Raw genomic sequence first — 20,668 nt, 5'->3', positions numbered from 1 at the left:
CAAGCGCGTTTAGATCCCGCATGAGCGAGCGGATAAGGTCCTTCATTGCCGTGGACGTCGCCGCAAAGGACGTAGTCGACGCCATCGAGGCGCTCCAGAGGGAGTTGTTAGCCATCGGGGCGGACCTAAAGCTCGTGGAGCCCTATAATCTGCACTTGACGCTTATATTTCTCGGCGAACAGCCCAAGCGCAACTTGGACGAGATAGCCAGAAGGCTCGAGGGGCTGGCGCACAAGCGGTTCGTCGTAGAGCTCAAGGGCGTCGGCACGTTCCCCAACCCCTCGAGCCCCAGGGTCATATGGATCGGCGTGGGGAAGGGCAAGGAGGAGCTCGTCAAGTTGGCCCAAGACGTGAGGGCGTTGGCCCGCGATTTCGCGCAAGAGGACGAGGAGTTCACGCCGCATTTGACCATAGCCAGAGTCAAGGGGCCCAGAAACCGCGATAGGCTAACGGCCTTCCTCGAGGCCCACCGCTCCGACTACTTCGGCGAGGTCGAAGTGGCCGAGGTCAAACTGAAGAGGTCCACGCTGACGCCTCGAGGTCCCATATACAGCGATATCTACGTCAAGAAGCTCGCCTAAGGCCCTGACGTCGGCCGTGCAGATCGAGGACGTCTTGAGGGAGGCCGCATCGATCGTCACGCCGTCCAGGGAGCTCGAGGAGAAGGTCGCTAGAATCTCGGCGCAGTTCAAGTCGTATATAACGGATATATTGGCCAAACTCGGCGTCGAGGGCTCCGTGGAGCTCGTGGGCTCGTCGGCCAGGGGAACTTGGCTACCCGACGGCGTGGACGTAGATGTCTTCGTGGTGTTGCCCAGGAAGTACCGGAGGGAGTTCCTAGAAGAGCTCGTGGGCGAGATCAAGGCGGAGATGGCGAGGGACGGAATAACCGCGGAGACCCGATACGCCGAGCATCCCTACTTGGTGGTCCACTACGAGGACGTCGAGGTGGACGTCGTGCCTTGCTTCGAGCTGAGGCCTGGCGAGGAGGTCCTCACCGCGGCGGATAGATCAGTATTACATCACAGATACCTCTCGGCGAGGCTCGACGATAGGCTGAGGCTTGGGGTGCGCTTATTGAAGAAGTTCATGAGAACCATCGGCGTTTACGGCGCCGAGGTGAAAGTCGAGGGGTTCTCGGGGTATTTAACGGAGCTATTGGCGGTCCACTACGGCGGCTTTTTAGAGGTCTTGAAGGCGGCCTCTCGATGGAGGCCCTATAGGACCGTGGTGGACCCCGAGGGGCATTACCCGGATCCCCGCAAAGCGGCTCGTAAGTTCAAAAGCCCGCTTGTCGTCGTAGACCCCGTCGACCCCGGGAGGAACGTCGCCGCTGCCGTCTCCTTGACCTCAATGGCTACTTTCGTCTTGGCCGCCAAGAGGTTCCTCGAGAGGCCCTCGTTGAGCTATTTCGCCCCGACGACCGGGGCGTCCTCCTTGCCCGTGCCGGCGGTAGTCGTGAGGTTCTCCTACCCCGCAAAGCCTCCTGACGTAGTCTGGGGCATGTACAAGAGGTACGCCAGGACGTTGGCTGTCAAGCTCGAGGAGTGCGGCTTCGAGGTGTTGCGCTTCGGCGTGTACAGCGATGAGAGGACCTACGTCGACGCGGTCTTCCTCGTGGAGTCCGCTACGCTTCCCGAGTACGAGCTACACGAGGGGCCTCCCGTTTTCGAAGACGCCGTGGGTAAATTCGTCGAGAAGTACTTAGGCGAGGACGTAGTTGGGCCGTTCGTCGTGGGGTCCAGGGTCTACGTGATAAGGAGGAGGAAGATAAGGGAAGTCGAGGAATGTCTAGACAAGACCTTAAAGGAGCTGGGCCTCACGCCCGTCGAGGTGAGAAGAGGCGTATACCCGCCCATCTCAGCCAAGAACTACTGGATAAGCTGACAGTTTAATTTATATTTCCGCAGAACGAGGCGCCCATGGACGTTTACACCCTCAAGTTCTACAAACGGGCCGCCGACTTCATGGCGGAGCTCGACGACGAGATACGCAAACTAGAGGAGTCGACCAAGGCGCTGGGCTCCGAAGTGGAGCAGTTGAAGGCCGTGGCCGAGAGGTACGCAAAGCTCCAGTCCTTGCTCAAGAAGTTCAAGCCCGGAGAAGGCGGCCAGTCCGCGCCTCTGGAGATCACGGGCTTGGGCGTGTATATAGACCCCAGCCCGTTGACCAAGTACGAGATTTACAACGAGTCCTACGCCCACATGTTGGACCTACTGTCTGTGTTGAAGAAAGTGAGGGAGGTAGTAAACGCCGTCGTGTCCGAGGGCGGCTTGAACGAGGCGCCGATAGCCGTGCAGTTCAAACAAGGAGTTCCGGTGAAGCTAATAGTGTTGTAGCATCCTCCTCAAGGAGTCCCCTTTGATTATAATCGACGCGTTCTTCTCTACGCCCAGCCTCCTCGCCAACACGTCGCATTTCGCTCTGAACAAAAGCAAGGCAGGCCTCCCGACGCCCCACTCTAGGTAGGCCTCGGCGTTGGCTATGCCCTTGGCTAATATAAACCCGTCGCCCAACCACCGAATGGGCGAGATGTTGCCCGGCGTCGCCAAAAAGCCCTTGGCTGGATCCGCCACCACGTCGATCTCGTACGGCTCGGATCGGGCCACCGGCACGGGCTTAATGCCGTTTCTCCTCAGAGCCTCCATCACCACGTAGTCTATCTGGGCCTCGCCCTCGTTGTCTATCACGTAATAAAGGGTATCGGGGAGCTCTACGCGCTCCTCTATGGCGGGCTCGTCCCATATCGCCAACTCCAGCTTCCTGGGCCTATAGCCCAAGACGCTTGAGTCTATAATGTTGGCGGCCGCCGCTATGCGCAACGCGGTCCTTAAATCCCAGCCGACTTCCTCGAGCTTCCTCTCGACGACCGCGGCGACTTGCCTCCCTATTTCGGCTAGTTGTTTCTTATAATCGCCGTATGGGTCCTTGGACTCCAACAACGACGCAACGAACTTGAAACTCTCGGCGAAGGCCTCGCTTCTGCTACTCTTCTCAACAGCCCTGGATAGATAGGCCAAGAGCTTGGGGAGTTGCGGCGCTCCGCCCAGCTTGACTAAATCGGACGTCCTCGAGTGGATTAAACAAAGCTTGCACTCATTCTCGAGCCACATTGTTCAAGACCTCTGCTACTTTGACCAAGTCGTCCTTGGTCACGTCGCCCATGACTCCTATCCTGATGACTTTGTCCTTGAGGTGTCCCATCCCGGCGCTCGCCACGTAGCCGGCATCGCGTAGGGCCTTCAACGCTAGCTTGACGTCGTTACAGTAGAACGCAGCGACTGTGTTGCTCCTGTGCTGGGGCTTGGGCACGGGCCGGAGCTTAACGCCGCCGTAGAGCACGTCCATGCGCTCCTTGTGGAGCTCAGCGTATCGCTCGAGCCCAAGGCCCAAGATGTACTCCAACGACGCCTCTAAGCTGTAGACGACCGGTATTGGCGGAGTATACGGCGTGTCGAGGGTCGAGGGGACCTTGACGTACCCTCTTAAGTCCATGGCGGGCGGGACCCCGGCCTTGGCCCTCGGCTCCGCGTTGAGGAAGAGTATTGAAGCGCCCGGCGGCGCCATGAAGGCCTTGTGGGACGCCGTGGCCACCACGTCGATTCCGGGAGGGAGGGGCTCCGCCGGCATTCCCGACACGCTGTCCACGAGCAACAACGCGCCGTGGGACTTCACTACGTCGATTATCTTGGCCAGGTCCTTGTAGGCTATGCCCATGCTGGTCTCGTTGTGCACGAGGGCCACGGCGACGACGGGGCCCGCCCTCCTCAACTTATCGTCGACCTCGTCGGGTGCGGGCGGGGCCTCGACCTCCCACTCGATCACCTCGGCTCCTCTGCTTCTCAGAGATGCGGCGAACCTCCTCCCGAATTCGCCGAAGATTATTGCGAGGACCCTCTCGCCCGGGTTCACGTAGTTGTAGACCATCGTGTCGACGGCCAACGTGCCGGTGCCCGGCATTATGACGGGAATCCCGCCGTATACTCTCGACATCTTGTCCAAGACCGATTTAAGAGTTTGTTTAAACTCCTCCGATCTATGGAAAGCGGGTTGTCTATACGCTGCTTTGAGGACGAAATCGGGTAGCTGTATGGGGCCTGGAGTCAAGTACTTCATACCCTCTTCACGGCCTCTAGGATGTTCAGCGCGAGCTCCTCTGCCAGTTTTTCATAAGCCTCGTAGGTCTCGGAGCCCACGTGCGGCGTCACTACGACCTTTTCGTGCGATATGAGCTTTAACAACTTCTCGCTCTTGGGGGGCTCCTCGGGCAATACGTCGAGCGCGACCCCCCATAGCCTATCTATGTGCTTCGCCAAGGCGTCTATGTCGACGACTTCGCCCCTGCTGGTGTTTATCAACATAGAGCCGTCCTTCATCAAGGACAGCCTATCGTCGTTAATTAGCCGGTACGTGCTAGGCATCAGGGGCACGTGGAGGCTCACCACGTCGCTCTCGGCCAACAGCCTTTCGAGGGGCACTTGCAAGGCGCCTATCTTCGCGGCCTCGGCCGATACGTCTATGACGTCGCTCGCCAAGATCCTCATGCCGAGAGCCGCCGCGTATTGCGCCACGGTCCTCCCTATCCGCCCGAAGCCGACCACGCCGAGGGTTTTGCCGTAGAGCTCTCTGCCTATGTACTTCCCCTTGGGCCATCCGCCCGCCTTCACCTCCTTATCCAATATAGGTATACGCCTCGCGAGCGCGATCATTAGGCCTATGGTGAGCTCGGCGGCGCTCCTAGTGGGAGCGTTGGGCGCGTTGATAACCGCGATGCCTCGTTTTATGGCGTACTCGACCGCTATGTTGTCGAGGCCTACGCCGTATCTGGCCACGATCTTGAGCCTAACCCCCCTATCGATGAGCTCCTTGTCTACCTTAGTCCTGCTCCTGACCACCAAAACCTCGTACCCCTCGATGGCCTTGAGGAGCTCCTCCCTGGAAATGCCGGGCCTGTAGTCCACCTCGAGCCCACCGCCTCTGAGTTTTTCGATCAACCTCTCACTGGTCTGATCTGCCACGAGGACCCGCATTGGGCCCCCCGTACACGGAGTTTTTAAATATGCGCTGGTCTATTGTGCAAATCGCTTTTAAGCTTGAGGACATAAAATTCAATTGAACGATGATGACGATACGGTCTTCCGACGATGACGACGAGACCGACTTCTGAGGCGGCTTCATGGCCCAAATCGACGCGTTCGCCGCGCGGCGATATGAGGTTAAATATTTTAACGCGTTTAACTCAGCACATAATGGGTATGTCGGACTCTATATACAATGTATTGAAGACCCTCGTCGATATATACTCAAAGGAGGGCGTGCCCGTCAAGTCTAAGGAGATAGCAGAGGCCTTGAGAGTACACGAGGGCTATATAAGGAACATAATGTCGGTCCTCAAGTCCATGGGGCTCGTGTTGAGCAAGGCTGGCCCCCACGGCGGGTACGTGCCCACCAGCAAGGCCTACGATATAATAAACAAACAGACGCTCTCGGTGCCTATCTACCACAACAACACAGCAGTGGGGTACGCGCTCGACATATCCCTTATAGGGCTCCTCACTGAGAAGCCCTTGGCCTCTCTAAGAGTTTTAGGCGATCTGTCGCCCTATCTACACAAGGAGATTAGGGTGGGTCCATTGCCCAACGGGATAGTCATAGTGGGCAGACTGATCAAGGCCGATATAGAGTCCTTGATAGAGGTGGATTCCGTCGTCTCAGTGCCCCACGTGCCCGTCAGCGAGATAATGACCAAGAGGCCCGTGACTGCTAAACCCGACGACCCGCTCGAAAAATACATAGACCTCATATCCAAGAGGCGCTATAGGGGTATACCCGTCGTCGACGATCAAGGAAGGCCTATAGGCTTGTTGATGTCGTCTATGGTGATCGAGGCCTTGGCCAAGTGCGCCGGTAACCTCAAGGTGAAAGACGTCATGGTGACGAACCCGCCGGTGATTAACGCATCAGACGACATCCACGACGTGATCAACGCCATGTTGTCCAACAACATAGGTCGTCTGCTGGTCGTCGACGACGACGGCAAGCTCGTCGGGATAGTGACGCGGACCGATGTGCTGAGCAGAATAGCCTCGTTGGAGACCATCGCGATAGCGCAAGCCTAGTCTAACTTCCTCACCTCGCAGTCGTATTCCAACTTTTCGATCCTCTTAAGGCGCAGATATCCGGCCGTATACTGCGAGGCCTCGCAGAGGGCCTCCTCAGGGTCTCCGTTCCTCAACACATACGCCGAGAAGACGGCCAAGAACACGTCGCCACTCCCGGTGACGTCGTCGACGTCGAGCCCCGCGCTGGGCGCATAGTAGAGACGCCTCTCGAAGGCCATATAGGCGCCTCCGCTACCTGTGGTGTACAAAGCTATCCTCCACTTGTCGTTGTACTTGGCCAAATCACGCGGGTCTATCGCCAAGTCGTCGTCGGAGAAGTGGACTATGTCCGCCGCGGGCGCCTCCCCTCCGGACCTCACAAAGCCTTGGAGATCCACCGCGGACACGTCGGCGTAGAACTCCACTTGGCCTATCTCGTCGAAGACGGGGTTCAACACGACTAGAGGTCCCTCCACTAGCCCAGAGATCTTGCGGGACGGCCTTCTGATATTACTGCTCCTACGCGGCTTAACTCTGTAATCCAGCTCGAAGACGGCCGTGGCATCGCCGACGATCAGCTGGGGTTCCACGCCTATTTTCCTGAGCTCCTGCTCCACAAACTCCCTCTCGTCCGGCCCGACCACGCCGATCGCTACGACCTCAAGGCCGAGTCCCCTAAAGGCCAAGCCCATGTAGTAGGGAGGACCCCCGATCCTCGTCGAGACTCCATCCTTGGTTATCACGTAGTCCAACGTCGGGTTGCCGACGACGAACGCCCTCACGGACGCAAGCCGCTCGATTAATATATTTTAACGAGCGTTTGTGTCCACATGCGCCGCAAGACGGCTGCCATCAGGGGCCACGGCTGGAGCGACCAGTTCGGCTCGCCGTTGCCCCCTGTATACCTCACCGCGATCTTTGAACAGATAGGAGAGGCCAGGAAGAGCGATAGGGGCGTGGACTTGAAGTACGCAAGGGAGGAGAACCCTACGGTGAGGGCGTTCGAGAAGATCATGGCGTCCCTCGAATCGGGAGGCGACGCGCTGGCCTTCAACAGCGGCATGGCCTCGATATCTACCCTTTCTATATATCTGCTGAACGCCGGCGACGTCCTCCTCACGACGAAGGAGGCCTATGGGGCTACCCTCAAGCTGTTCTCGGCTCTAGAGGACAAGTTCAACGTGCGGGTGGTCAAGGCGTATCCGGACACGGAATCGGTAGTGGAGGCTATAAAGTCGGTTAAGCCCAAGGTGGTATTCCTCGAGACCATGACGAACCCCACGTTGAAGGTGTTGGACCTCCCAGAGGTGATTAAGGCCGCCAAGGACGTGGGGGCCATAACGGCCGTTGACAACACGTTCGCGACCCCTGTCTTGGTGAACCCGTTGACCCTCGGCGCAGATTATGTAGTGCACTCCGCCACCAAGTACATAGCAGGCCATAACGACGTCGTGGGGGGCGTAGTGGTGTCCAGAGGCGTGGATGCGGAGCTCTGGACCTACAGGGCGATGCTAGGCGGCATAATGCAGCCCTTCGAGGCGTTCCTCTGCTTGAGGGGCGTTAAGACCTTGTTCCCGCGTTTCGAGACGCAGAGCAGAAACGCTAAGGCCGTCGCCGAGTTCTTAGCCGAGCACGGCAAGGTGAAGGAGGTATTGTACCCAGGCCTCCCGACTCACAGAGACCACGAAATAGCCAAGAAGCTCTTCGGAGGCGAGCTCTACGGAGGGGTCCTCTCGTTTAGGATAAAGGGAGGCAGAGCGGAGGTCGAGCGCGTGCTCTCATCCTTCAAGGTCATCACGCCGAGCCCCAGCCTAGGAGGCACAGAGACCATAGCCACGTATCCCATAATGAGCGCAGCATCGCCCATACCTCCCGAGGATAGGGAAGAGCTCGGGATAACCGAGGACTTAATAAGGCTGTCCGTGGGGCTCGAGGACGTTGACGACATCATAGAGGACTTGGATAGGGCCCTCTCCTCGATATAGCTGTTGTCGGGGCATCATTGTTTTAATTGCCGAAGTAGCTAACCTGTATGAGGGTCGTAAGGACGGGCTTGCCGGTTACTGAGCTGTTAGACGAGCTGAGGAGGGACCTCCGGGACGAGAACATCGAGTACATGCAGAGGATACCAGCGCCGAGGCCCGGCGAGAGGTACAGAGACATAGTCGCCGAGCTCTTCACCAAATACGGCGTGGCCGCCGTGTACATATTCCTGAAAACCCCGAAGGGCGAGAAGAGGTACGTCGTCCTTGCGCGCTACGATTGGTCGGCTGGAGGTTTCGCAGAGGGCTGGATAGTTGAAGGCGACTCGGTGAGAGTCTTCGAGCCCATAGGAGTCAGCCTAGGCCAATTCTCGGCCGCCTTAGAGGAGTTCGGGGAGTTGTTCTGGAAGACCGAACAAGCGCTTGCCGGCAAGAAGGTGGAACAAGCAGGGAAGGAGCCCTATTGAACCCTCAATACGGGCGAGGCCTCGCCTATGGGCATTACGTAGTCCAATATAGTCCTCCTAACCTCTCCGTCGTTTTTTAAGGCCACCGTCGACAACCTCCTCTTGAGGACCCAGTTTATCTCGACCACGTTGCCGAGGAAGCCGACGTTACTTCCGTCGAAGACAACGGACAAAACGCCGAGCTTAAACGGTATGTGTTGCCTTATAGATTTGGCCGAAAGGGAATATACGACGGAGTCGAACGTCTTGTACTTAAGGCCTACGTCGGCAGGCACTATGAGGTTCCTCCCGTCGTGGAAATGGAGCTGGATCCGGCCGCCCGCGACATAGTTCTTGCCCTCGACTCTTAATAGCTTAAGGTCGGCCTCGTCGCTGGGTATCTGCACCGGCTTTATGTAGCTGGTTCGATCCGGCACTAGCCTGAACACCTCGCCCGTGGGGACTATCTCAACGATGTCCATCACGCCTATGGGGTATTTGTAATCCCTTCGGACTCTGCCGTCCACTTTGATGTAGCCTCTGGCTACTATATACCGGGCCTCCTTAAGGGTCTTGGCGTAACGCAAGACGTCTCTAATAAATATCGCTAGCGGCATCGAGCGGCGAAGGCTATGCGGCCCCGTCGAGGGCCTCACCGTCCAGACTCCGCCTATCTTCCTCGGTATCGGCCACCAAGCCGGCGATACGCTGCGTCGAAGATGCGGCATGGCCGCTTTCGCGGAGGCCTATTTAAGGTTTATCCCACAGACCCTCAACTCGAGAACTTTCGGTAAAGAAGAGGGGCCGCCACCCCTATCGCGAAACCCAGCGCGGCTAGCGCTATATCGCGCATCAACGCATCGCTGGAGAGCGTGCTCCAAAAGCTTAAGTCGTTGAGCAAAATAAGGAGCCCTATCAAGATAGCCGCGGCGCTTAGCGCGTACACCAACACGCCCCTCGAGGCCATGGAGGGGCCATCCCGATGCTATTTAATACTTTAGCTCGCATTACTTTTAGCGAGTTCGTATCTATCGTGGAGGTGGGCAGAGGCGTCGGCAAGATAGTGGTGGCTGCTATGAGCTCGGCCGCGCGGCGCATCTGGGTCTCCTCGCCTTGGATCGGCTCGTCCTACGCCAAGATCTTGATCGAGAAAGCGCTCGCCGGCGTGGACGTCCGGGTCATAACCTCGGACCTCCCCGACAACGAGGGCAAAGAGCTGGGCCGCGCCGCGGATATCTACGGCGAGGAGGAGCTTCAGGAAGCCGCGCTGAGAGCGGCCTACTGGAGGGGGCGCCGCAGATCGGCCCGAATAGCGGCCGTTAGGGATCCGTTGCTCTTGTTCTCGGCCGTCGCCCTCATCGCTTATGTCCTAGGCCTCGAGCCCGGCTACGCCTACGTCCTCATCGCAGCTGGGGTAGGCCTCGCGGCGTTGGGAGTCGCCTTGGCTCTATACAGGGTCAAGGCCCTACGCAAGATAGAGCCGCAGCTACTCGCCGCCGAGGCGGAGCTCGAGAGGATGAGCAAATCGCTGGCCGTCGCCCGCGAGATCGTCAGGAGGAACCTCAAGGCCCTTGTCGTGCCCACACAACTGGCCTTCGTCCACGCCAAGATATATATCGTCGATGGGAGGGCTTGGGTCTCCTCGGCCAACCTCACCGATAGCGGCGTCTCCAAGAACGTGGAGGTCTTAGTCGAGGTGGATCCCGTCGTGGCGGCGCGCTGTTTCGAAGAGCTCTGGGCTGAGCTCTCGGCGGAGCTCAGTCGGAGATCTTTATGAAAGTACCGGGGTAGTCGACGGAGCTTCTGCCCGCCGATACTAATATCACCTTGTGTCTAGAAGCGAGCTCCGAGAAGAGCTTCCTCGTCTCGCCGGTCTCGGCCAGCTCGAAATCGCTGAGCACGACGACTATCGACCGCTTACGGGCCCTCATCAACACGAACTTTATGGCCTCGTCCGGTATAGTGCCGCCGCCGCCCCTTAGCCCTCTCTTTATCTTCTCCACGTCGGTGGGCCTCCTCAGCTCTATAGGCTCATAGGCCCTGGCATCCCAAGGGACGACCACCACCCTCGACGCCCCGGCCTTCAACATGCCATAGACCTCCGAGGCGAACCTCCTTAGCTTCTCGTCGTCTATGGAGGCGGAGGTATCGAGGAGCACATATATCTCGACGGCGTTGGGGCCGAGCCCTATCTTCGAGGGGTACCACTCGGACTTCCGCGAAGTCCTGGACCACCTCTTGCGTATGTCTCTCAAGCTCTCCACGGCCTCCTCGAGCTCTTCCCTCAAGACCCTCCTCCAGTCTATCGACGGCTTCTCTATATCGGGCACGAACCTCATCTGCCCATAAGGCGACGTGCCGGGCTCTTTGAGGGACCTCGCCCTCCTTAATTTTCTCTCGAGCACCTTCTTGAGCTCGCCGGGACCGTTCGCCCTCCTCACCTCCTCAGAGCCTTGATTTATGGGCACGTAGTTGGATATCTGCCTCTCGCCCTCGGCTATCTTGGAGGACTGCTTGTAAAGGCGCAGGAGTTGCCTCCTCGAAAGCCCCGACAGCCTAGCCGCTAGCTCCTCGGCCGACATCTTCAACGCGGCGGCTCTGGAGATTCCCACGTGGCTCGCCCTTAACATATCCCACGGCACCTCGAAACCGCCCGCCTCCAGTTTTTCGTTTATCACGACGTCGGCCGCCACGTTAAACGCCATAACTTCCTCGGCCTTGCCCATCCGCATGAGGTCCTTGGCGCGCTCCAGGTGGCCCAAATAGGCGTGGAGCACTTCGTGCATGAGTATGGCGGCTCTGTTCTCCACAGTGAGCGTCTTGTCGAAGAAGCGGTCGCCTACTAGTATCATATTGCCGTTAAACACGGCGTATGCGTTCCTCGGCACCTCACTAGAATAGCCTATGGGGAAGGACATCACGAGGAAGTAGTAAGTCGGATCTCTCAACATCAAATACTCCTTGATCTTCTGGAACTCGTCCAACACGCGCCCTGTATCCACGTGTATTAGATATCGGATAATTAAATCCTCCCCTATCTCCAGAGGTTGACCGCCGCCCTCCTCACCTTTAAAGGCAACTTGCTAGCGAAATCCTCTAGGACCTCTCGGTTCATGCCCACTCGCTCCTTGAGCGTCCTCACGGCGCTGGAGAGTATATAGGCGTAGAACTCCCTCTCGTCCTCAGCCAAGTACTCGAGGAGGCCCAGGTCTATCAAGTTGCCCGAGAGGTATTTATCCACTAATGCCTTTGCATAGAGCGAGGCAGCTATCAACTTCTGTTCAAGGTCGAATTTCCTCCACCACTCTAGAGGTTTTTCGAAAAAATTCCTTGGGGACCTTGGATAGATAGAAATTGAGGAATTTAGAGCCCGCCGACCTCCCCACGTTGCCGTAAGTTATCTCCGCTATGAGATCCTCGTCGGCCTTGGCCCCGCCCAGGATATGGAGCTGGACGGCTAGCCTGGTCCAAGATCTAGGCGTAGGATAGGCCTCGAGCCCCTCGGGCTCCTTCGGCGGCTCGAACAAGAAGGAGGGGCCCTCCTTTAGGAATTCGCAGACGGCTCTCTCCCACGCGTTGCCGAATTTTCTATCCATGTAGGCGCACCACTCGTCCACAGTAGGCGGCTCCACGTTTAAGACGGTCAACCTGTTGAGGAGCGGGGCCGGCAAAGGCTCGGCGTCTGCGCTCATGGAGGGCGGGTTGCCCGCGAGCACTATTATGACGTCGGGCGAAAGCCTCCAGCTCCAGCCGGCCTTCCCCTCTTGGACTAAACTGTAGAAGAAGACTCTCTGGTCGGCCCTCTTGACATTGGTCATTTCGTCAATGAAGAAAAGGCCTCTGCACTTGGACAATATCTTGAGCCTCACTGGCGTCAAGAAGTCTATGACGTCCCCGGACGCCAAGGGCTTAGGGATGGAGACATCCTCGGGGAATATGTGGGGGGCCGCGATTCTTATGTAGACGAAATAGCCCTCGCAATCCTTCACGAGCTTGTGGGCAGTCTCCTCGTCTATCAGATCTAGGTCTACGAACACCCTCCCTTCCTTCTTGGCCAACTCCCTCGCGTACTGCTCAGTGATCTCGGTCTTTCCTATGCCGGGCCCGCCGAGAAGGAGCGTCTTGTTCAGAGTCTCCGGGGGCAAACTGAGTATTTGAGTAATTCTGACCACGCCTTATCGGCATTGTGTATATAAATCGTTACGCAACGTAGAGCACAAGCAAGGCGGCGTAGAGCGCCGAGTAAATGCCGTGGAGCAACAAGGCCGACGTGAAGCCGCCCTTCTCGTAGGCGTATGCGAATATCAAGCTCAAGAGGAAAGTCGCCAAGAGGTCGAGCGGCGCCATAGGCGCCGTCATGAGCAACGCGTACGCGAGGGAGGAAACTGCGTAGGCCAAGGCCTTCCCCTTGGGCGCTAGGCTCTGGAACAATATCCCTCTGAACACCGCCTCCGAGACCACGGGCTCCTCCAACACGTAGACGACCACGAGCAACGGCAGATAGCCGCCGGCGGCTAAGCTCCTCAGCGTCTCGGCCGATTCCGTAGAGCCTAAAAACGGCGATATTAACATGACGCCCATAAGCCACAACAAGAACAAGAGAAAGGCGTTGTAGAACGCCTTTGCGGAGTACTTGAGCTTGACCAGCTTAAACGACGCGAAGAACGCCGTCTCGAGGGCGGCCAGAGCGTAAACCGATGCCCAGACGGGGATTAAGGGCGACACCACGTCGTAGACCGCCAAGAGCGCTATGTACGTCAACGCGACATAAAGCGGCCGCGCCGTGGAGCCGAGCCCGCGCGTCTTGCCGATCTCCGAAACGCGTAGGCCATGGCGGAGCTGGGCACAAGACCAGCGTTGATGGACGCGGATATCGGCGAGGCTCGGCCCGACATCTCCTCGTTCTCCGCCCATACCGGCCGTCTCTGTCTGCATAAATACCGCGAAGTCGCGTAAATATATGCCATCGTTCTTAGCTCTAGGACACCTCCTCATGGACATACAGTTATACCTCTCGAAAAGGCCCGACGAAGAGGAGGAGGCCGTCTTGGTGGCAGAGCTCAGATACGGAGGGGGAGGCTCGGCGTCTAACTTCGCCGTGGCAGCCAGAAGGCTCGGCGCCAACGCGGCTATAATAACGTCTGTCGGTTTCGACAGCTTCGGGCGTTTGTTGTTGGAGGAGTTGCTGAAGGAGGGGGTCGAAATCGGGAGGGTTAAAGTCGTCGTGGGGCAACAGACCGGCACGTCCTTCTTGCTCGTGTACCCTAGCGGCGAGGTGAGGGTTCTCGAATACGTAGGGGCCTCGGAGGCGGTGGAGCCGTGGGAGGTGACCGAAGATGCGTTGATGAGTTTCGACGTTTTACATATCACTATGTATAAGCTCGAGACGGCCGTGGAGGCCGCCAGACGCGCCAAGAAGTTGGGCCTAATGGTGAGCGTGGATCCCGGGAGGATATGGTCGCGCAGAGGGCTGTCGTACCTAGAGGGCTTATTGAGGGAAACGGACTACTTATTCCTCAACGAATCGGAGTTCCGCAACCTCCTGGGCGGCGACGCATCGGCGGCCTTTAAGCTCGGCGTGAGGGCCATCGTGGTCAAAAGAGGCGCCAAGGGAGCGACGGCATATCTTAGCGATGGGGATGTGTTGGAGGAGCCCGGCTTTAAGGTAAACGCCGTCGACACCACGGGCGCAGGCGATGCCTTCGACGCGGCCTTCCTCGTGGCGATCACGGAGGGACGCGATGTGAGGTATGCGTTGAGGTTCGCCAACGCGGCCGGCGCCTTGAAGACCACGAGAAGGGGGGCCAGATCCTCGCCTACGAGGGAGGAGGTCGAGAGGTTGCTCGCGGCAAGGGATATATAAATCGGAACCAGGTATATTGTGTGAAGCTGTACTTCGGCTTCTATAGGTTTTTCCTGGAACGAGGCGGCTTCCTATTGTTCCTCGCGGCCGCCGCCTTCGCTTGGGCCAAGGGCCTACACGCGATCTCGGCCGTAGTATTGGCGGGGCTCATCGCCTCGTGGGCGGCTGCGTGGCGCGCGACGAGCTTGAGCGCCCCCTACTGTAGCATCGAGGGGCAGAGGCTGACACACATCAGCTTGCGCGGAGGCTCTGTCAGCTTGAGGTACGGCAACGCCTTGTTCACGTTGAAGGGTTATGGAGGGGCGTTAGCCGCTTTCGAGTGCGTCTCCAGGAAGGCCCCCGAGCTGATCGATGCAGTTTACAAGTTCGTAGAGCCCAAGGTGCTCGACGCAGATCTCAGAGGCGCTTGTATATACGCATATATGGTGGGCTCCACTAAGGACGTCGATTTGTATATATGCGAAGGAGGAGTCGACTTGGGCATCTCGCTTAGGGGCGGATGTCCGGTCGTAATGGCGGTGCCGAGGATATTGGAGGACCTCGGCGCTACTGTAATCAAGAGGACGTACAGCGGGGCCGTGTTCGCCTCGGCTTTCTTTAAGCGCGTGGAGGACGCCGTTAAGTTCTTGAACAACCTAGCCGAGTTCTGCCGCCCCGGCAAGGCTTGTGAGGGGCTCAACGCCAAGGAGTGCCTGGCCCTATACAAGCTCCTCTTCTCCTAAACCTTTAATAGGCCCGTATAACCTCTTCCGTGAAGCTAGCCGTGGCGGCGCACAGCGCTGAGTCTGAACAACTAGCGCCTAAGATCCGGGAATTCTTCGACGAGCTCGTGGAGTGCGCCAAGCCGGTCGTCCTCGTGGGAGGGTATTGGGGGCTCATGAGGCACGTAGTCGACGAGGCCGTGCGCAGAGGCCTCCTCGTCGTGGCGCTCCTCCCGATAGAGAGGGAGGACGTGGAGTTGCCCGAGGGAGCCGTCGGGATAAGGACCGGTTGCGAGTACCGATGCCGTAGCGTCATGCTTGTGCGCTCCGCCGACGTAGTCGCGGCCTTTGGGGGAGCCGCGGGCACCATGATAGAGATCTTGATGGGCTACGCCATGGGGAAGCCTGTCCACGTCTTGACGAACACGGGCCTGGCCTCCGATAACCTGAAGCGGGCGTTCCCCGACTACATAGACGAGAGGAAAACAAGCATTATTGCTTACCACGAGGACCCCCGAGAGATGGCCAAGGCGATCTGTAGGTCTAAGCTAGGCGGGAAGATCGCCGAGGTGGGCTAATCGCTTGGGGTAATGCCATGCGCTCACAGCCTCGCTAAGTATACTATATGGGAGGCCTCCGGCAACACTATGCCGAGGCCTACCTCCACGGCGTTGGGGGAGCCCGGGAGGACCACCACGAGCTTGCCGTTAGAGACGCCAGCCAGCGCCCTGGACATTATGGCGGCGGTGCCCACTTCTTGATAGCTCCGTAGCCTGAAAATATCGCCGAATCCCTCCAACTCCTTATCCAAAAGGGGCCTCACGGCCTCCACCGTCACGTCGGTCTTGGCGATCCCCGTGCCGCCTGTGAGCACTATCACGTCGACGTCAGGGCGCCTCAAGAGGTCCAGCAAGACTCCTCTAATCATCACTATATCGTCCTTGACCAACGACCTGCCGACAACTCTATGGCCGGCTCTCGATATCAACTCGACGGCCTTATCCCCCGACTCGTCGACGTAGGGCTTCCCGGAGGCCATCGCCTCATATCGCGACGTGCTGACTGTGACCACCCAAAACGACAACTCCTTGGGGCCCTTAGCTCTGTGCTCTTCGTGCGGCCTCATGGGCGTCGTAACGTCTTCATTATAAAGGCGTTGCGAGGTCAGCACCCCCTACCCTTGCTCACTAATCGCCGAGGGGACCACAAAGCGACATCACCGAGATCTCAAGGACCTCTTTTTAAAAACATAAAAGAGCTGAGGACTCGGTGAGGAGATGACCCGGGCCGACGGTGAGGAGGGCGTCCTATACCGATGTCCTCCGTGACGCGGGTTGGGCCAACATAGTCGGCAACAGCCGCCGGGGCGTCACAGCTCTATCGTCGCGGACTTTTGCACGAGCATGTCGATATAAACCTCGGCGGCATTGGCCAAATAGTCCACTACTCTGTCTGCGTGCAACATGGCTATCTCGTCCTTTGCCGTTTGCCTTATATGGAACCTCATCTTATTAATCGCGTCTATGAAGGCGAAGATATCCCTCACGTCTTTGGCGGAAGCCGTCTTGATGAACTCGGCCACGGCCTCTCTTAAAATCTCGGCGAGCTCCCTGGGAGGCTCCAGCTTGGCGAGCTCCACTATATGGTCGGCCGCTCTCTCCACATATCTGGCCAGCTGGACGTGGCTCACGCACGCGCTCGTCGGGTACTTGTGGCACAACCTCTCGATCATGTGCCTGTATCTGTCCACCTCGTCGTCTACGCTCTCGAGCAACGCGGCGTCGGCCTTAGGGGCTGTTATGAGGTGGTCGATCATGAAGGCCAACGTCGAGGTCATCCTGGCTATGAGCTTCTCCTTGTCGAACTTCACGTCCTCGACCTTCAAGACGACGTAGTCAGAGCCCTCCTCTAGCGGCAACATGTAGAGCCCTCTCGCCGCGGATGTTATCTTGTGTCGGAACTGGAGGTCCATGCCCCTCACCTCGAGCCTTACCTCGTCGTATCCCGACACTAACGCGGCCATGAGCAGCTTCACCACGACGTCCAGGTCGGGGGAGGAGATCTTGGCGGAGAAGGCCTTGGGCCTGGACGGCTTGACGACCACCACGTCCTCCTCCCACATCACGTTGACCTCGCTCCTCTCCCCCACGGAGTTCCTCTCACACCACTGCTTGGGTAGAAAGACGGCGTACGATTCCCTTATCTTAAACACGCGCCTAGTCTCCATAACTTTGTTTAAGCTAGATAAATTTTGCTATAACTAATGCGCCGACGGAGGCCTTATCGTAAACGAGGTCGTCGGGTGTTAGAAAAGCTCATTTACCATAGTTAAAATAATGCATAAAAAGAAGTATTGAAGGAAGGATGTGTCGGTCGCCCAATTCGCATCTACGGATGTAGTAAAGGCTACTCCAGACATATCTATAAAAGATGCCGCGAAGCTCTTGAGGGAGAAGAACATAGGGCTCTTGGTTATAGTTGATAGCCGAGATCCCGCTAAAGTAGTCGGCGTAGTCTCCGAGAGGGATTTAGTGAGGGCGGTCGCTGAGGGCGTGGACTTGTCGAGGCCTGTATGGGACATAGCCACTAAGACCGTCATCACGGTCGAGGCGGAGGAGCCGTTGAGCAAGGCGGCTAACCTAATGAGACAACACAACATTCGCCACCTCGTGGTGACTAAGGAGGGCAGACTATATGGCGTTTTGTCGATAAAGGATATCGTGTACGAGGACAACGCGCTGAAGGCGATCGCCGGGTACGAGGAGTGGACCTTTGAGCCGGGGATGAGCGCTTGAGCGCCACGGAGCGGGCCGCGGCTTGTTTGCCCCACATCTCGATCGGCCAACGGCCTCGCCTTAGGGGCAGTCCTCGCCGGGCGTGGCCCCGTCTGGCGAGCAAGCGCCCCTCGCATTTCACGCCCCCTCGCGACGGCGGCTTGAGCTGTCTATTATATCTCTCGTTGTTTGCAGAAGGGGATTCGAGGCAGTAAGCCCGCCACGTCTGAGGGAGTCTAGTGCCTATAAGACGTCTTCTCAGTGGCGAAGAGGACAGCGGAGCTCAGATGCAACGTTTCTCAATATATGTTGACAAGGAGAGGGCTTTGGCGTGTAGCGTGTTAGAAAGTTGATTCGACTCTTTCAGTCCTCTTCTTGAGATTCTCATACTCGAACGAGGTAGATACCTTTCAGCTATCCTGGACCTCTCCCTCGATCCTTTTCGAGATCCGCCGCTAGGGTAGAAGGGTTTGGAGCCTTTGAGCGCGGATACTTCATCGCGGTGAGAGGGGCAGGACGAGAATGCGCATCGATGAATATACCATCGTGCGGAACCCCGAGAACCGCCCAGAGGGCAAGGCCGGCGGCCGATTGAGATATAGGGCAAGGCCCGCGCATCACCTCCTCAACAACGCCGCCACGAGCTTGGCGGCCGCCAGAGGCCTCTTCGCCGCGGCCAAGAACAAGCCGCGCGCCGAGAGCTCCTCCTCTATATAATCGCGCAACAGCGCATCCTCGGCGAGTAGCGATATGCCGCCTCCGCTTGAGACTAACCTAGACGCCAGCCGGAGCAACCTCCTCTGCAACTGTATCTGCCTGATGATTGGCGCCATCCTCCTCTTGTATTCGTCTAACGGCCTCTTAGTCCTCAAGGACTCGGCGAGGGCCAACGCCGAGATCACGCCGGGTCTTATCCCCTCGCCCGTCAAGGGATAGACCAACCCTGCGGCCTCGCCCACCTTGTAGCGCCCCTCCGAGCCGAGGTCCACTTCGGGCATCACGGTCAGCGGAGCGCCCTTGATGAGCCTTATCCTCCCGCCCAGCTTCGACACGAACTCCTCGACCAGCGGAACTGGGTTGTCCACTCCGAGGAAGCCTCCGCCTACGTTGTACACGCCGCCGTGGGGGAAGACCCAGAAGAACCCCGTTAAGCCTCGAGGGAATATGAAATCGGCTGTCTCGTCGTCCCTCCTCACGCCCTCGACGTATGCCATCGCCACGATCAGTTTGCCCCCGCGGCTCGCGTAGGGGCCCCTCGCGTCCACGACCACGCCGTCGTCCTCGCCGGGCCTTATGCTTGCTCTGAGCGACTCCACCCAAGCGGCTTTATCTACTATGTACCACCTAGGCCTACTGTAGGAGACCTCGCCGATTTGCCCCTCGCCGAGGAAGAAGCGATATCTCCTAACTACGTCGACCACGAACTCGCGCGAAACAAAGGGCGTCTCGACGGGCACCGCCTCGCCGCAAGCCTTGTAGTAGCGCTTGTTGGGGTCCACTGCTATGGCGGAGCCCAGCGCAGAGCCTAGCGCGGCGCCCGACGGGCCGAGGCCCAACACTCTGACCATGGAGCTCACCGCGGCCGTGTATTTAAGCGCGTGTAGCCCGCGGGCGCGCGGAGGAGGCCGCGGCGAGGCGAGCGCCTTGCGGCGACGCGAAGAATAGATATTAATAAGTACACCGATAAGTACATGTTCAAGAGAATTCTGGTGGCATACGACGGCTCCCAACACGCCAAGAAGGCCCTCGAGGTCGCCATCGACATCGCCAAGAAGTACGGCGCGAAGATATACATAGTGGAGGTGGTCGACACGGCGACTATATTAAGCCTCTCGATAGGGCCCGTCCCGGCGGATGTGATAGACTCTATGAGAGATAAGGCCAAGGCGGATCTCAACGACGCAGAGGCCAAGGCGAGATCGGAGGGCGTGCAAGTGGAAACGGCGTTGTTGGAGGGCGATCCTGCAAACGCCGTTGTGGAATACGCGGACAGGATAGGGGCGGATCTAATCATCACGGGCAGCCGGGGCCTCTCGACGATAAAGAGGGTTCTCCTAGGAAGCGTCTCGACGGGGATCGTGACCCACTCTAACAAGCCCGTCTTGGTGGTCAAGTGATTCGGCGGAAGGGTGATGAGGAACCGGGCCCCTAGCGGTGAGGAGTTGATAGGCCGCTGAAATCGTCGTTATAAACTCCTCTTTTCTCGGGCTTCGTGTACGTGTTCGACCTCGACGGCACTCTCGTGGATTCCGTCGACGCGCACGTGAGGGCTTGGGTGGACGCTCTCGCCGAGCTCGGCGTTAGGGTAAATGAGGAGGAGGTAAGGCCGTTGATGGGGTTGCCGGCCACCGAAATAGCTAGACGCCTTGCCCCCGGCAAGGCGCAGGAGCTGGCGCGGCTCAAGATCAAATACTTCCTTGAGAGGCATATAGAGGAGGTGAGGCCCTATCCCGACGTGGACGCCTTGGGCCTTCTGCCTAGGCCCATAGCGGTCGTCACGTCCTCCAGCGGCGTGTTGGCGAGGGAGATATTAAGAAGAGTAGGCATAGCGGTAGACTTCGTCCTAGGAGGCGACGAAGTCGAGAAAGGAAAGCCGAATCCCGACCCCCTCTACGTCGTATCACGCGTCTTCGGCGTGCCGACGAGCTCCATGGTCGTGGTCGGCGACAGCATATACGACGTCGATATGGCGATCGCGGCAGGGGCTAGGCCGATTTGCTTGGCGAGGATGGCCCGCCCTTGCAAGGACGGCGTTATGTTCGTGAGGTCCTTGAGGGAGCTCCTATATATAAACTCATAAC

At 58.2% G+C, this 20,668-nt stretch carries 26 protein-coding genes; 13 read left to right on the top strand and 13 right to left on the bottom strand.

Annotated features, from left to right (window positions below; translation table 11 throughout):
* The first annotated feature begins 20 nt into the window (after positions 1 to 20).
* Genes thpR through ACZ5PA_RS06445 form a run of 3 tightly spaced genes read left to right on the top strand, consistent with a single transcriptional unit; the run spans position 21 to position 2,339 of the window.
* On the top strand, positions 21 to 581 hold the full coding sequence (thpR, locus tag ACZ5PA_RS06455) for an RNA 2',3'-cyclic phosphodiesterase (protein WP_464929524.1): 561 nt from the start codon (positions 21 to 23) through the stop codon (positions 579 to 581).
* 16 nt (positions 582 to 597) lie between these two features.
* Positions 598 to 1,887, top strand: a complete 1,290-nt coding sequence (cca, locus tag ACZ5PA_RS06450) for a CCA tRNA nucleotidyltransferase (protein ID WP_464929523.1) — start codon at positions 598 to 600, stop codon at positions 1,885 to 1,887.
* A 35-nt stretch (positions 1,888 to 1,922) separates the two neighbouring features.
* Positions 1,923 to 2,339: a hypothetical protein gene (locus tag ACZ5PA_RS06445; protein ID WP_464929522.1), complete on the top strand. Its 417-nt coding sequence runs from the start codon at positions 1,923 to 1,925 to the stop codon at positions 2,337 to 2,339.
* Here the strand turns inward: ACZ5PA_RS06445 and ACZ5PA_RS06440 are convergent.
* The 3 genes from ACZ5PA_RS06440 to ACZ5PA_RS06430 are packed head-to-tail and all read right to left on the bottom strand — an operon-like array spanning position 2,325 to position 5,030.
* Positions 2,325 to 3,113, bottom strand: a complete 789-nt coding sequence (locus ACZ5PA_RS06440) for an ARMT1-like domain-containing protein (protein ID WP_464929521.1) — start codon at positions 3,111 to 3,113, stop codon at positions 2,325 to 2,327. The genes ACZ5PA_RS06445 and ACZ5PA_RS06440 overlap by 15 nt on opposite strands.
* Complete coding sequence (locus ACZ5PA_RS06435; RefSeq protein WP_464929520.1) at positions 3,097 to 4,116, bottom strand: pyridoxal-phosphate-dependent aminotransferase family protein; 1,020 nt, start codon at positions 4,114 to 4,116, stop codon at positions 3,097 to 3,099. The genes ACZ5PA_RS06440 and ACZ5PA_RS06435 overlap by 17 nt, the downstream gene beginning before the upstream one ends.
* The gene (locus tag ACZ5PA_RS06430; protein WP_464929519.1) at positions 4,113 to 5,030 is read right to left on the bottom strand and encodes a D-2-hydroxyacid dehydrogenase; all 918 of its coding nucleotides are present in this window, start codon (positions 5,028 to 5,030) and stop codon (positions 4,113 to 4,115) included. Before ACZ5PA_RS06430 ends, ACZ5PA_RS06435 begins: the two co-directional genes overlap by 4 nt.
* 219 nt (positions 5,031 to 5,249) lie before the next feature.
* On the opposite strand from ACZ5PA_RS06430, the gene ACZ5PA_RS06425 reads away from it, so the two are divergent.
* Positions 5,250 to 6,119 (top strand): CBS domain-containing protein, encoded by an 870-nt coding sequence (locus ACZ5PA_RS06425; RefSeq protein WP_464929518.1) that lies wholly within the window; start codon positions 5,250 to 5,252, stop codon positions 6,117 to 6,119.
* Here ACZ5PA_RS06425 and ACZ5PA_RS06420 read toward each other — a convergent pair.
* Positions 6,116 to 6,883 carry a carbohydrate kinase family protein gene (locus ACZ5PA_RS06420; protein WP_464929517.1) on the bottom strand — a complete coding sequence of 256 codons (768 nt, stop codon included), beginning with the start codon at positions 6,881 to 6,883 and terminating at the stop codon, positions 6,116 to 6,118. The genes ACZ5PA_RS06425 and ACZ5PA_RS06420 overlap by 4 nt on opposite strands.
* Positions 6,884 to 6,931: 48 nt before the next feature.
* Between ACZ5PA_RS06420 and ACZ5PA_RS06415 the strand changes: the two genes are divergently transcribed.
* Complete coding sequence (locus ACZ5PA_RS06415; protein WP_464929516.1) at positions 6,932 to 8,086, top strand: cystathionine gamma-synthase family protein; 1,155 nt, start codon at positions 6,932 to 6,934, stop codon at positions 8,084 to 8,086.
* A 47-nt stretch (positions 8,087 to 8,133) separates the two neighbouring features.
* The gene (locus tag ACZ5PA_RS06410) at positions 8,134 to 8,550 is read left to right on the top strand and encodes a hypothetical protein (RefSeq protein WP_464929515.1); all 417 of its coding nucleotides are present in this window, start codon (positions 8,134 to 8,136) and stop codon (positions 8,548 to 8,550) included.
* On the opposite strand, the gene ACZ5PA_RS06405 is transcribed toward ACZ5PA_RS06410, so the two are convergent.
* A complete protein-coding gene (locus ACZ5PA_RS06405) occupies positions 8,544 to 9,257 on the bottom strand; it encodes a 30S ribosomal protein S4e (protein ID WP_464929514.1) in 714 nt (237 codons plus the stop codon). The genes ACZ5PA_RS06410 and ACZ5PA_RS06405 overlap by 7 nt on opposite strands.
* Before the next feature lie 44 nt (positions 9,258 to 9,301).
* Positions 9,302 to 9,496, bottom strand: a complete 195-nt coding sequence (locus tag ACZ5PA_RS06400; RefSeq protein ID WP_464929513.1) for a hypothetical protein — start codon at positions 9,494 to 9,496, stop codon at positions 9,302 to 9,304.
* A 66-nt stretch (positions 9,497 to 9,562) separates the two neighbouring features.
* On the opposite strand from ACZ5PA_RS06400, the gene ACZ5PA_RS06395 reads away from it, so the two are divergent.
* Entirely contained in the window at positions 9,563 to 10,306 is a 744-nt protein-coding gene (locus ACZ5PA_RS06395; protein WP_464929512.1) for a phospholipase D-like domain-containing protein, read from the top strand.
* Here ACZ5PA_RS06395 and ACZ5PA_RS06390 read toward each other — a convergent pair.
* Genes ACZ5PA_RS06390 through ACZ5PA_RS06375 form a run of 4 tightly spaced genes read right to left on the bottom strand, consistent with a single transcriptional unit; the run spans position 10,287 to position 13,464 of the window.
* On the bottom strand, positions 10,287 to 11,531 hold the full coding sequence (locus ACZ5PA_RS06390) for a DUF2201 family putative metallopeptidase (RefSeq protein ID WP_464929511.1): 1,245 nt from the start codon (positions 11,529 to 11,531) through the stop codon (positions 10,287 to 10,289). The genes ACZ5PA_RS06395 and ACZ5PA_RS06390 overlap by 20 nt on opposite strands.
* 32 nt (positions 11,532 to 11,563) lie before the next feature.
* The gene (locus ACZ5PA_RS06385) at positions 11,564 to 11,770 is read right to left on the bottom strand and encodes a hypothetical protein (RefSeq protein WP_464929510.1); all 207 of its coding nucleotides are present in this window, start codon (positions 11,768 to 11,770) and stop codon (positions 11,564 to 11,566) included.
* Positions 11,771 to 11,810: 40 nt separating this feature from the next.
* Positions 11,811 to 12,701, bottom strand: a complete 891-nt coding sequence (locus ACZ5PA_RS06380) for an ATP-binding protein (RefSeq protein WP_464929509.1) — start codon at positions 12,699 to 12,701, stop codon at positions 11,811 to 11,813.
* A gap of 28 nt (positions 12,702 to 12,729) precedes the next feature.
* Entirely contained in the window at positions 12,730 to 13,464 is a 735-nt protein-coding gene (locus ACZ5PA_RS06375) for a lysostaphin resistance A-like protein (protein WP_464929508.1), read from the bottom strand.
* 25 nt (positions 13,465 to 13,489) lie between these two features.
* Here ACZ5PA_RS06375 and ACZ5PA_RS06370 point away from each other — a divergent pair, with 25 nt between their 5' ends.
* From ACZ5PA_RS06370 to ACZ5PA_RS06360, 3 genes are read left to right on the top strand one after another with little or no spacing between them, the layout of a single operon-like run.
* A complete protein-coding gene (locus ACZ5PA_RS06370; RefSeq protein ID WP_464929507.1) occupies positions 13,490 to 14,392 on the top strand; it encodes a carbohydrate kinase family protein in 903 nt (300 codons plus the stop codon).
* A 20-nt stretch (positions 14,393 to 14,412) separates the two neighbouring features.
* Positions 14,413 to 15,114 (top strand): hypothetical protein, encoded by a 702-nt coding sequence (locus ACZ5PA_RS06365; RefSeq protein ID WP_464929506.1) that lies wholly within the window; start codon positions 14,413 to 14,415, stop codon positions 15,112 to 15,114.
* 29 nt (positions 15,115 to 15,143) lie between these two features.
* A complete protein-coding gene (locus ACZ5PA_RS06360) occupies positions 15,144 to 15,671 on the top strand; it encodes an SLOG cluster 4 domain-containing protein (protein WP_464929505.1) in 528 nt (175 codons plus the stop codon).
* A 23-nt stretch (positions 15,672 to 15,694) separates the two neighbouring features.
* Here ACZ5PA_RS06360 and ACZ5PA_RS06355 read toward each other — a convergent pair whose 3' ends face one another.
* Both ACZ5PA_RS06355 and ACZ5PA_RS06350 read right to left on the bottom strand, forming a co-directional pair.
* A complete protein-coding gene (locus tag ACZ5PA_RS06355) occupies positions 15,695 to 16,219 on the bottom strand; it encodes a MogA/MoaB family molybdenum cofactor biosynthesis protein (RefSeq protein ID WP_464929504.1) in 525 nt (174 codons plus the stop codon).
* Positions 16,220 to 16,462: 243 nt separating this feature from the next.
* Positions 16,463 to 17,320, bottom strand: a complete 858-nt coding sequence (locus ACZ5PA_RS06350; protein WP_464929503.1) for a PhoU domain-containing protein — start codon at positions 17,318 to 17,320, stop codon at positions 16,463 to 16,465.
* 139 nt (positions 17,321 to 17,459) lie between these two features.
* Here ACZ5PA_RS06350 and ACZ5PA_RS06345 point away from each other — a divergent pair, with 139 nt between their 5' ends.
* The gene (locus ACZ5PA_RS06345; protein ID WP_464929502.1) at positions 17,460 to 17,888 is read left to right on the top strand and encodes a CBS domain-containing protein; all 429 of its coding nucleotides are present in this window, start codon (positions 17,460 to 17,462) and stop codon (positions 17,886 to 17,888) included.
* A 596-nt stretch (positions 17,889 to 18,484) separates the two neighbouring features.
* Here ACZ5PA_RS06345 and ACZ5PA_RS06340 read toward each other — a convergent pair.
* Entirely contained in the window at positions 18,485 to 19,435 is a 951-nt protein-coding gene (locus tag ACZ5PA_RS06340; protein ID WP_464929501.1) for an NAD(P)/FAD-dependent oxidoreductase, read from the bottom strand.
* Between the two features lie 123 nt (positions 19,436 to 19,558).
* On the opposite strand from ACZ5PA_RS06340, the gene ACZ5PA_RS06335 reads away from it, so the two are divergent.
* Positions 19,559 to 19,984, top strand: coding sequence for a universal stress protein (locus tag ACZ5PA_RS06335; RefSeq protein ID WP_464929500.1), 426 nt, complete (start codon positions 19,559 to 19,561; stop codon positions 19,982 to 19,984).
* 95 nt (positions 19,985 to 20,079) lie between these two features.
* Positions 20,080 to 20,667: an HAD family hydrolase gene (locus tag ACZ5PA_RS06330; RefSeq protein WP_464929499.1), complete on the top strand. Its 588-nt coding sequence runs from the start codon at positions 20,080 to 20,082 to the stop codon at positions 20,665 to 20,667.
* The last annotated feature ends 1 nt before the right edge of the window (position 20,668 follow it).

The sequence above is a fragment of the Thermoproteus thermophilus genome, assembly GCF_055392855.1.
This window is presented reverse-complemented; position numbering and strand designations above follow the sequence as displayed.

What these genes read in the sequence shown, in the direction of transcription:
- ACZ5PA_RS06350 (WP_464929503.1), bottom strand. Translation starts at nt 17,320, where the DNA reads ATGGAGACTAGGCGCGTGTTTAAGATAAGGGAATCGTACGCCGTCTTT.
- ACZ5PA_RS06375 (WP_464929508.1), bottom strand. Translation starts at nt 13,464, where the DNA reads ATGCAGACAGAGACGGCCGGTATGGGCGGAGAACGAGGAGATGTCGGG.
- ACZ5PA_RS06355 (WP_464929504.1), bottom strand. Translation starts at nt 16,219, where the DNA reads ATGAGGCCGCACGAAGAGCACAGAGCTAAGGGCCCCAAGGAGTTGTCG.
- ACZ5PA_RS06340 (WP_464929501.1), bottom strand. Translation starts at nt 19,435, where the DNA reads ATGGTCAGAGTGTTGGGCCTCGGCCCGTCGGGCGCCGCGCTAGGCTCT.
- ACZ5PA_RS06410 (WP_464929515.1), top strand. Translation starts at nt 8,134, where the DNA reads ATGAGGGTCGTAAGGACGGGCTTGCCGGTTACTGAGCTGTTAGACGAG.
- ACZ5PA_RS06370 (WP_464929507.1), top strand. Translation starts at nt 13,490, where the DNA reads ATGCCATCGTTCTTAGCTCTAGGACACCTCCTCATGGACATACAGTTA.
- ACZ5PA_RS06430 (WP_464929519.1), bottom strand. Translation starts at nt 5,030, where the DNA reads ATGCGGGTCCTCGTGGCAGATCAGACCAGTGAGAGGTTGATCGAAAAA.
- ACZ5PA_RS06405 (WP_464929514.1), bottom strand. Translation starts at nt 9,257, where the DNA reads ATGCCGCATCTTCGACGCAGCGTATCGCCGGCTTGGTGGCCGATACCG.
- ACZ5PA_RS06425 (WP_464929518.1), top strand. Translation starts at nt 5,250, where the DNA reads ATGGGTATGTCGGACTCTATATACAATGTATTGAAGACCCTCGTCGAT.
- thpR (WP_464929524.1), top strand. Translation starts at nt 21, where the DNA reads ATGAGCGAGCGGATAAGGTCCTTCATTGCCGTGGACGTCGCCGCAAAG.
- ACZ5PA_RS06440 (WP_464929521.1), bottom strand. Translation starts at nt 3,113, where the DNA reads ATGTGGCTCGAGAATGAGTGCAAGCTTTGTTTAATCCACTCGAGGACG.
- ACZ5PA_RS06445 (WP_464929522.1), top strand. Translation starts at nt 1,923, where the DNA reads ATGGACGTTTACACCCTCAAGTTCTACAAACGGGCCGCCGACTTCATG.
- ACZ5PA_RS06335 (WP_464929500.1), top strand. Translation starts at nt 19,559, where the DNA reads ATGTTCAAGAGAATTCTGGTGGCATACGACGGCTCCCAACACGCCAAG.
- ACZ5PA_RS06400 (WP_464929513.1), bottom strand. Translation starts at nt 9,496, where the DNA reads ATGGCCTCGAGGGGCGTGTTGGTGTACGCGCTAAGCGCCGCGGCTATC.
- ACZ5PA_RS06435 (WP_464929520.1), bottom strand. Translation starts at nt 4,116, where the DNA reads ATGAAGTACTTGACTCCAGGCCCCATACAGCTACCCGATTTCGTCCTC.
- ACZ5PA_RS06415 (WP_464929516.1), top strand. Translation starts at nt 6,932, where the DNA reads ATGCGCCGCAAGACGGCTGCCATCAGGGGCCACGGCTGGAGCGACCAG.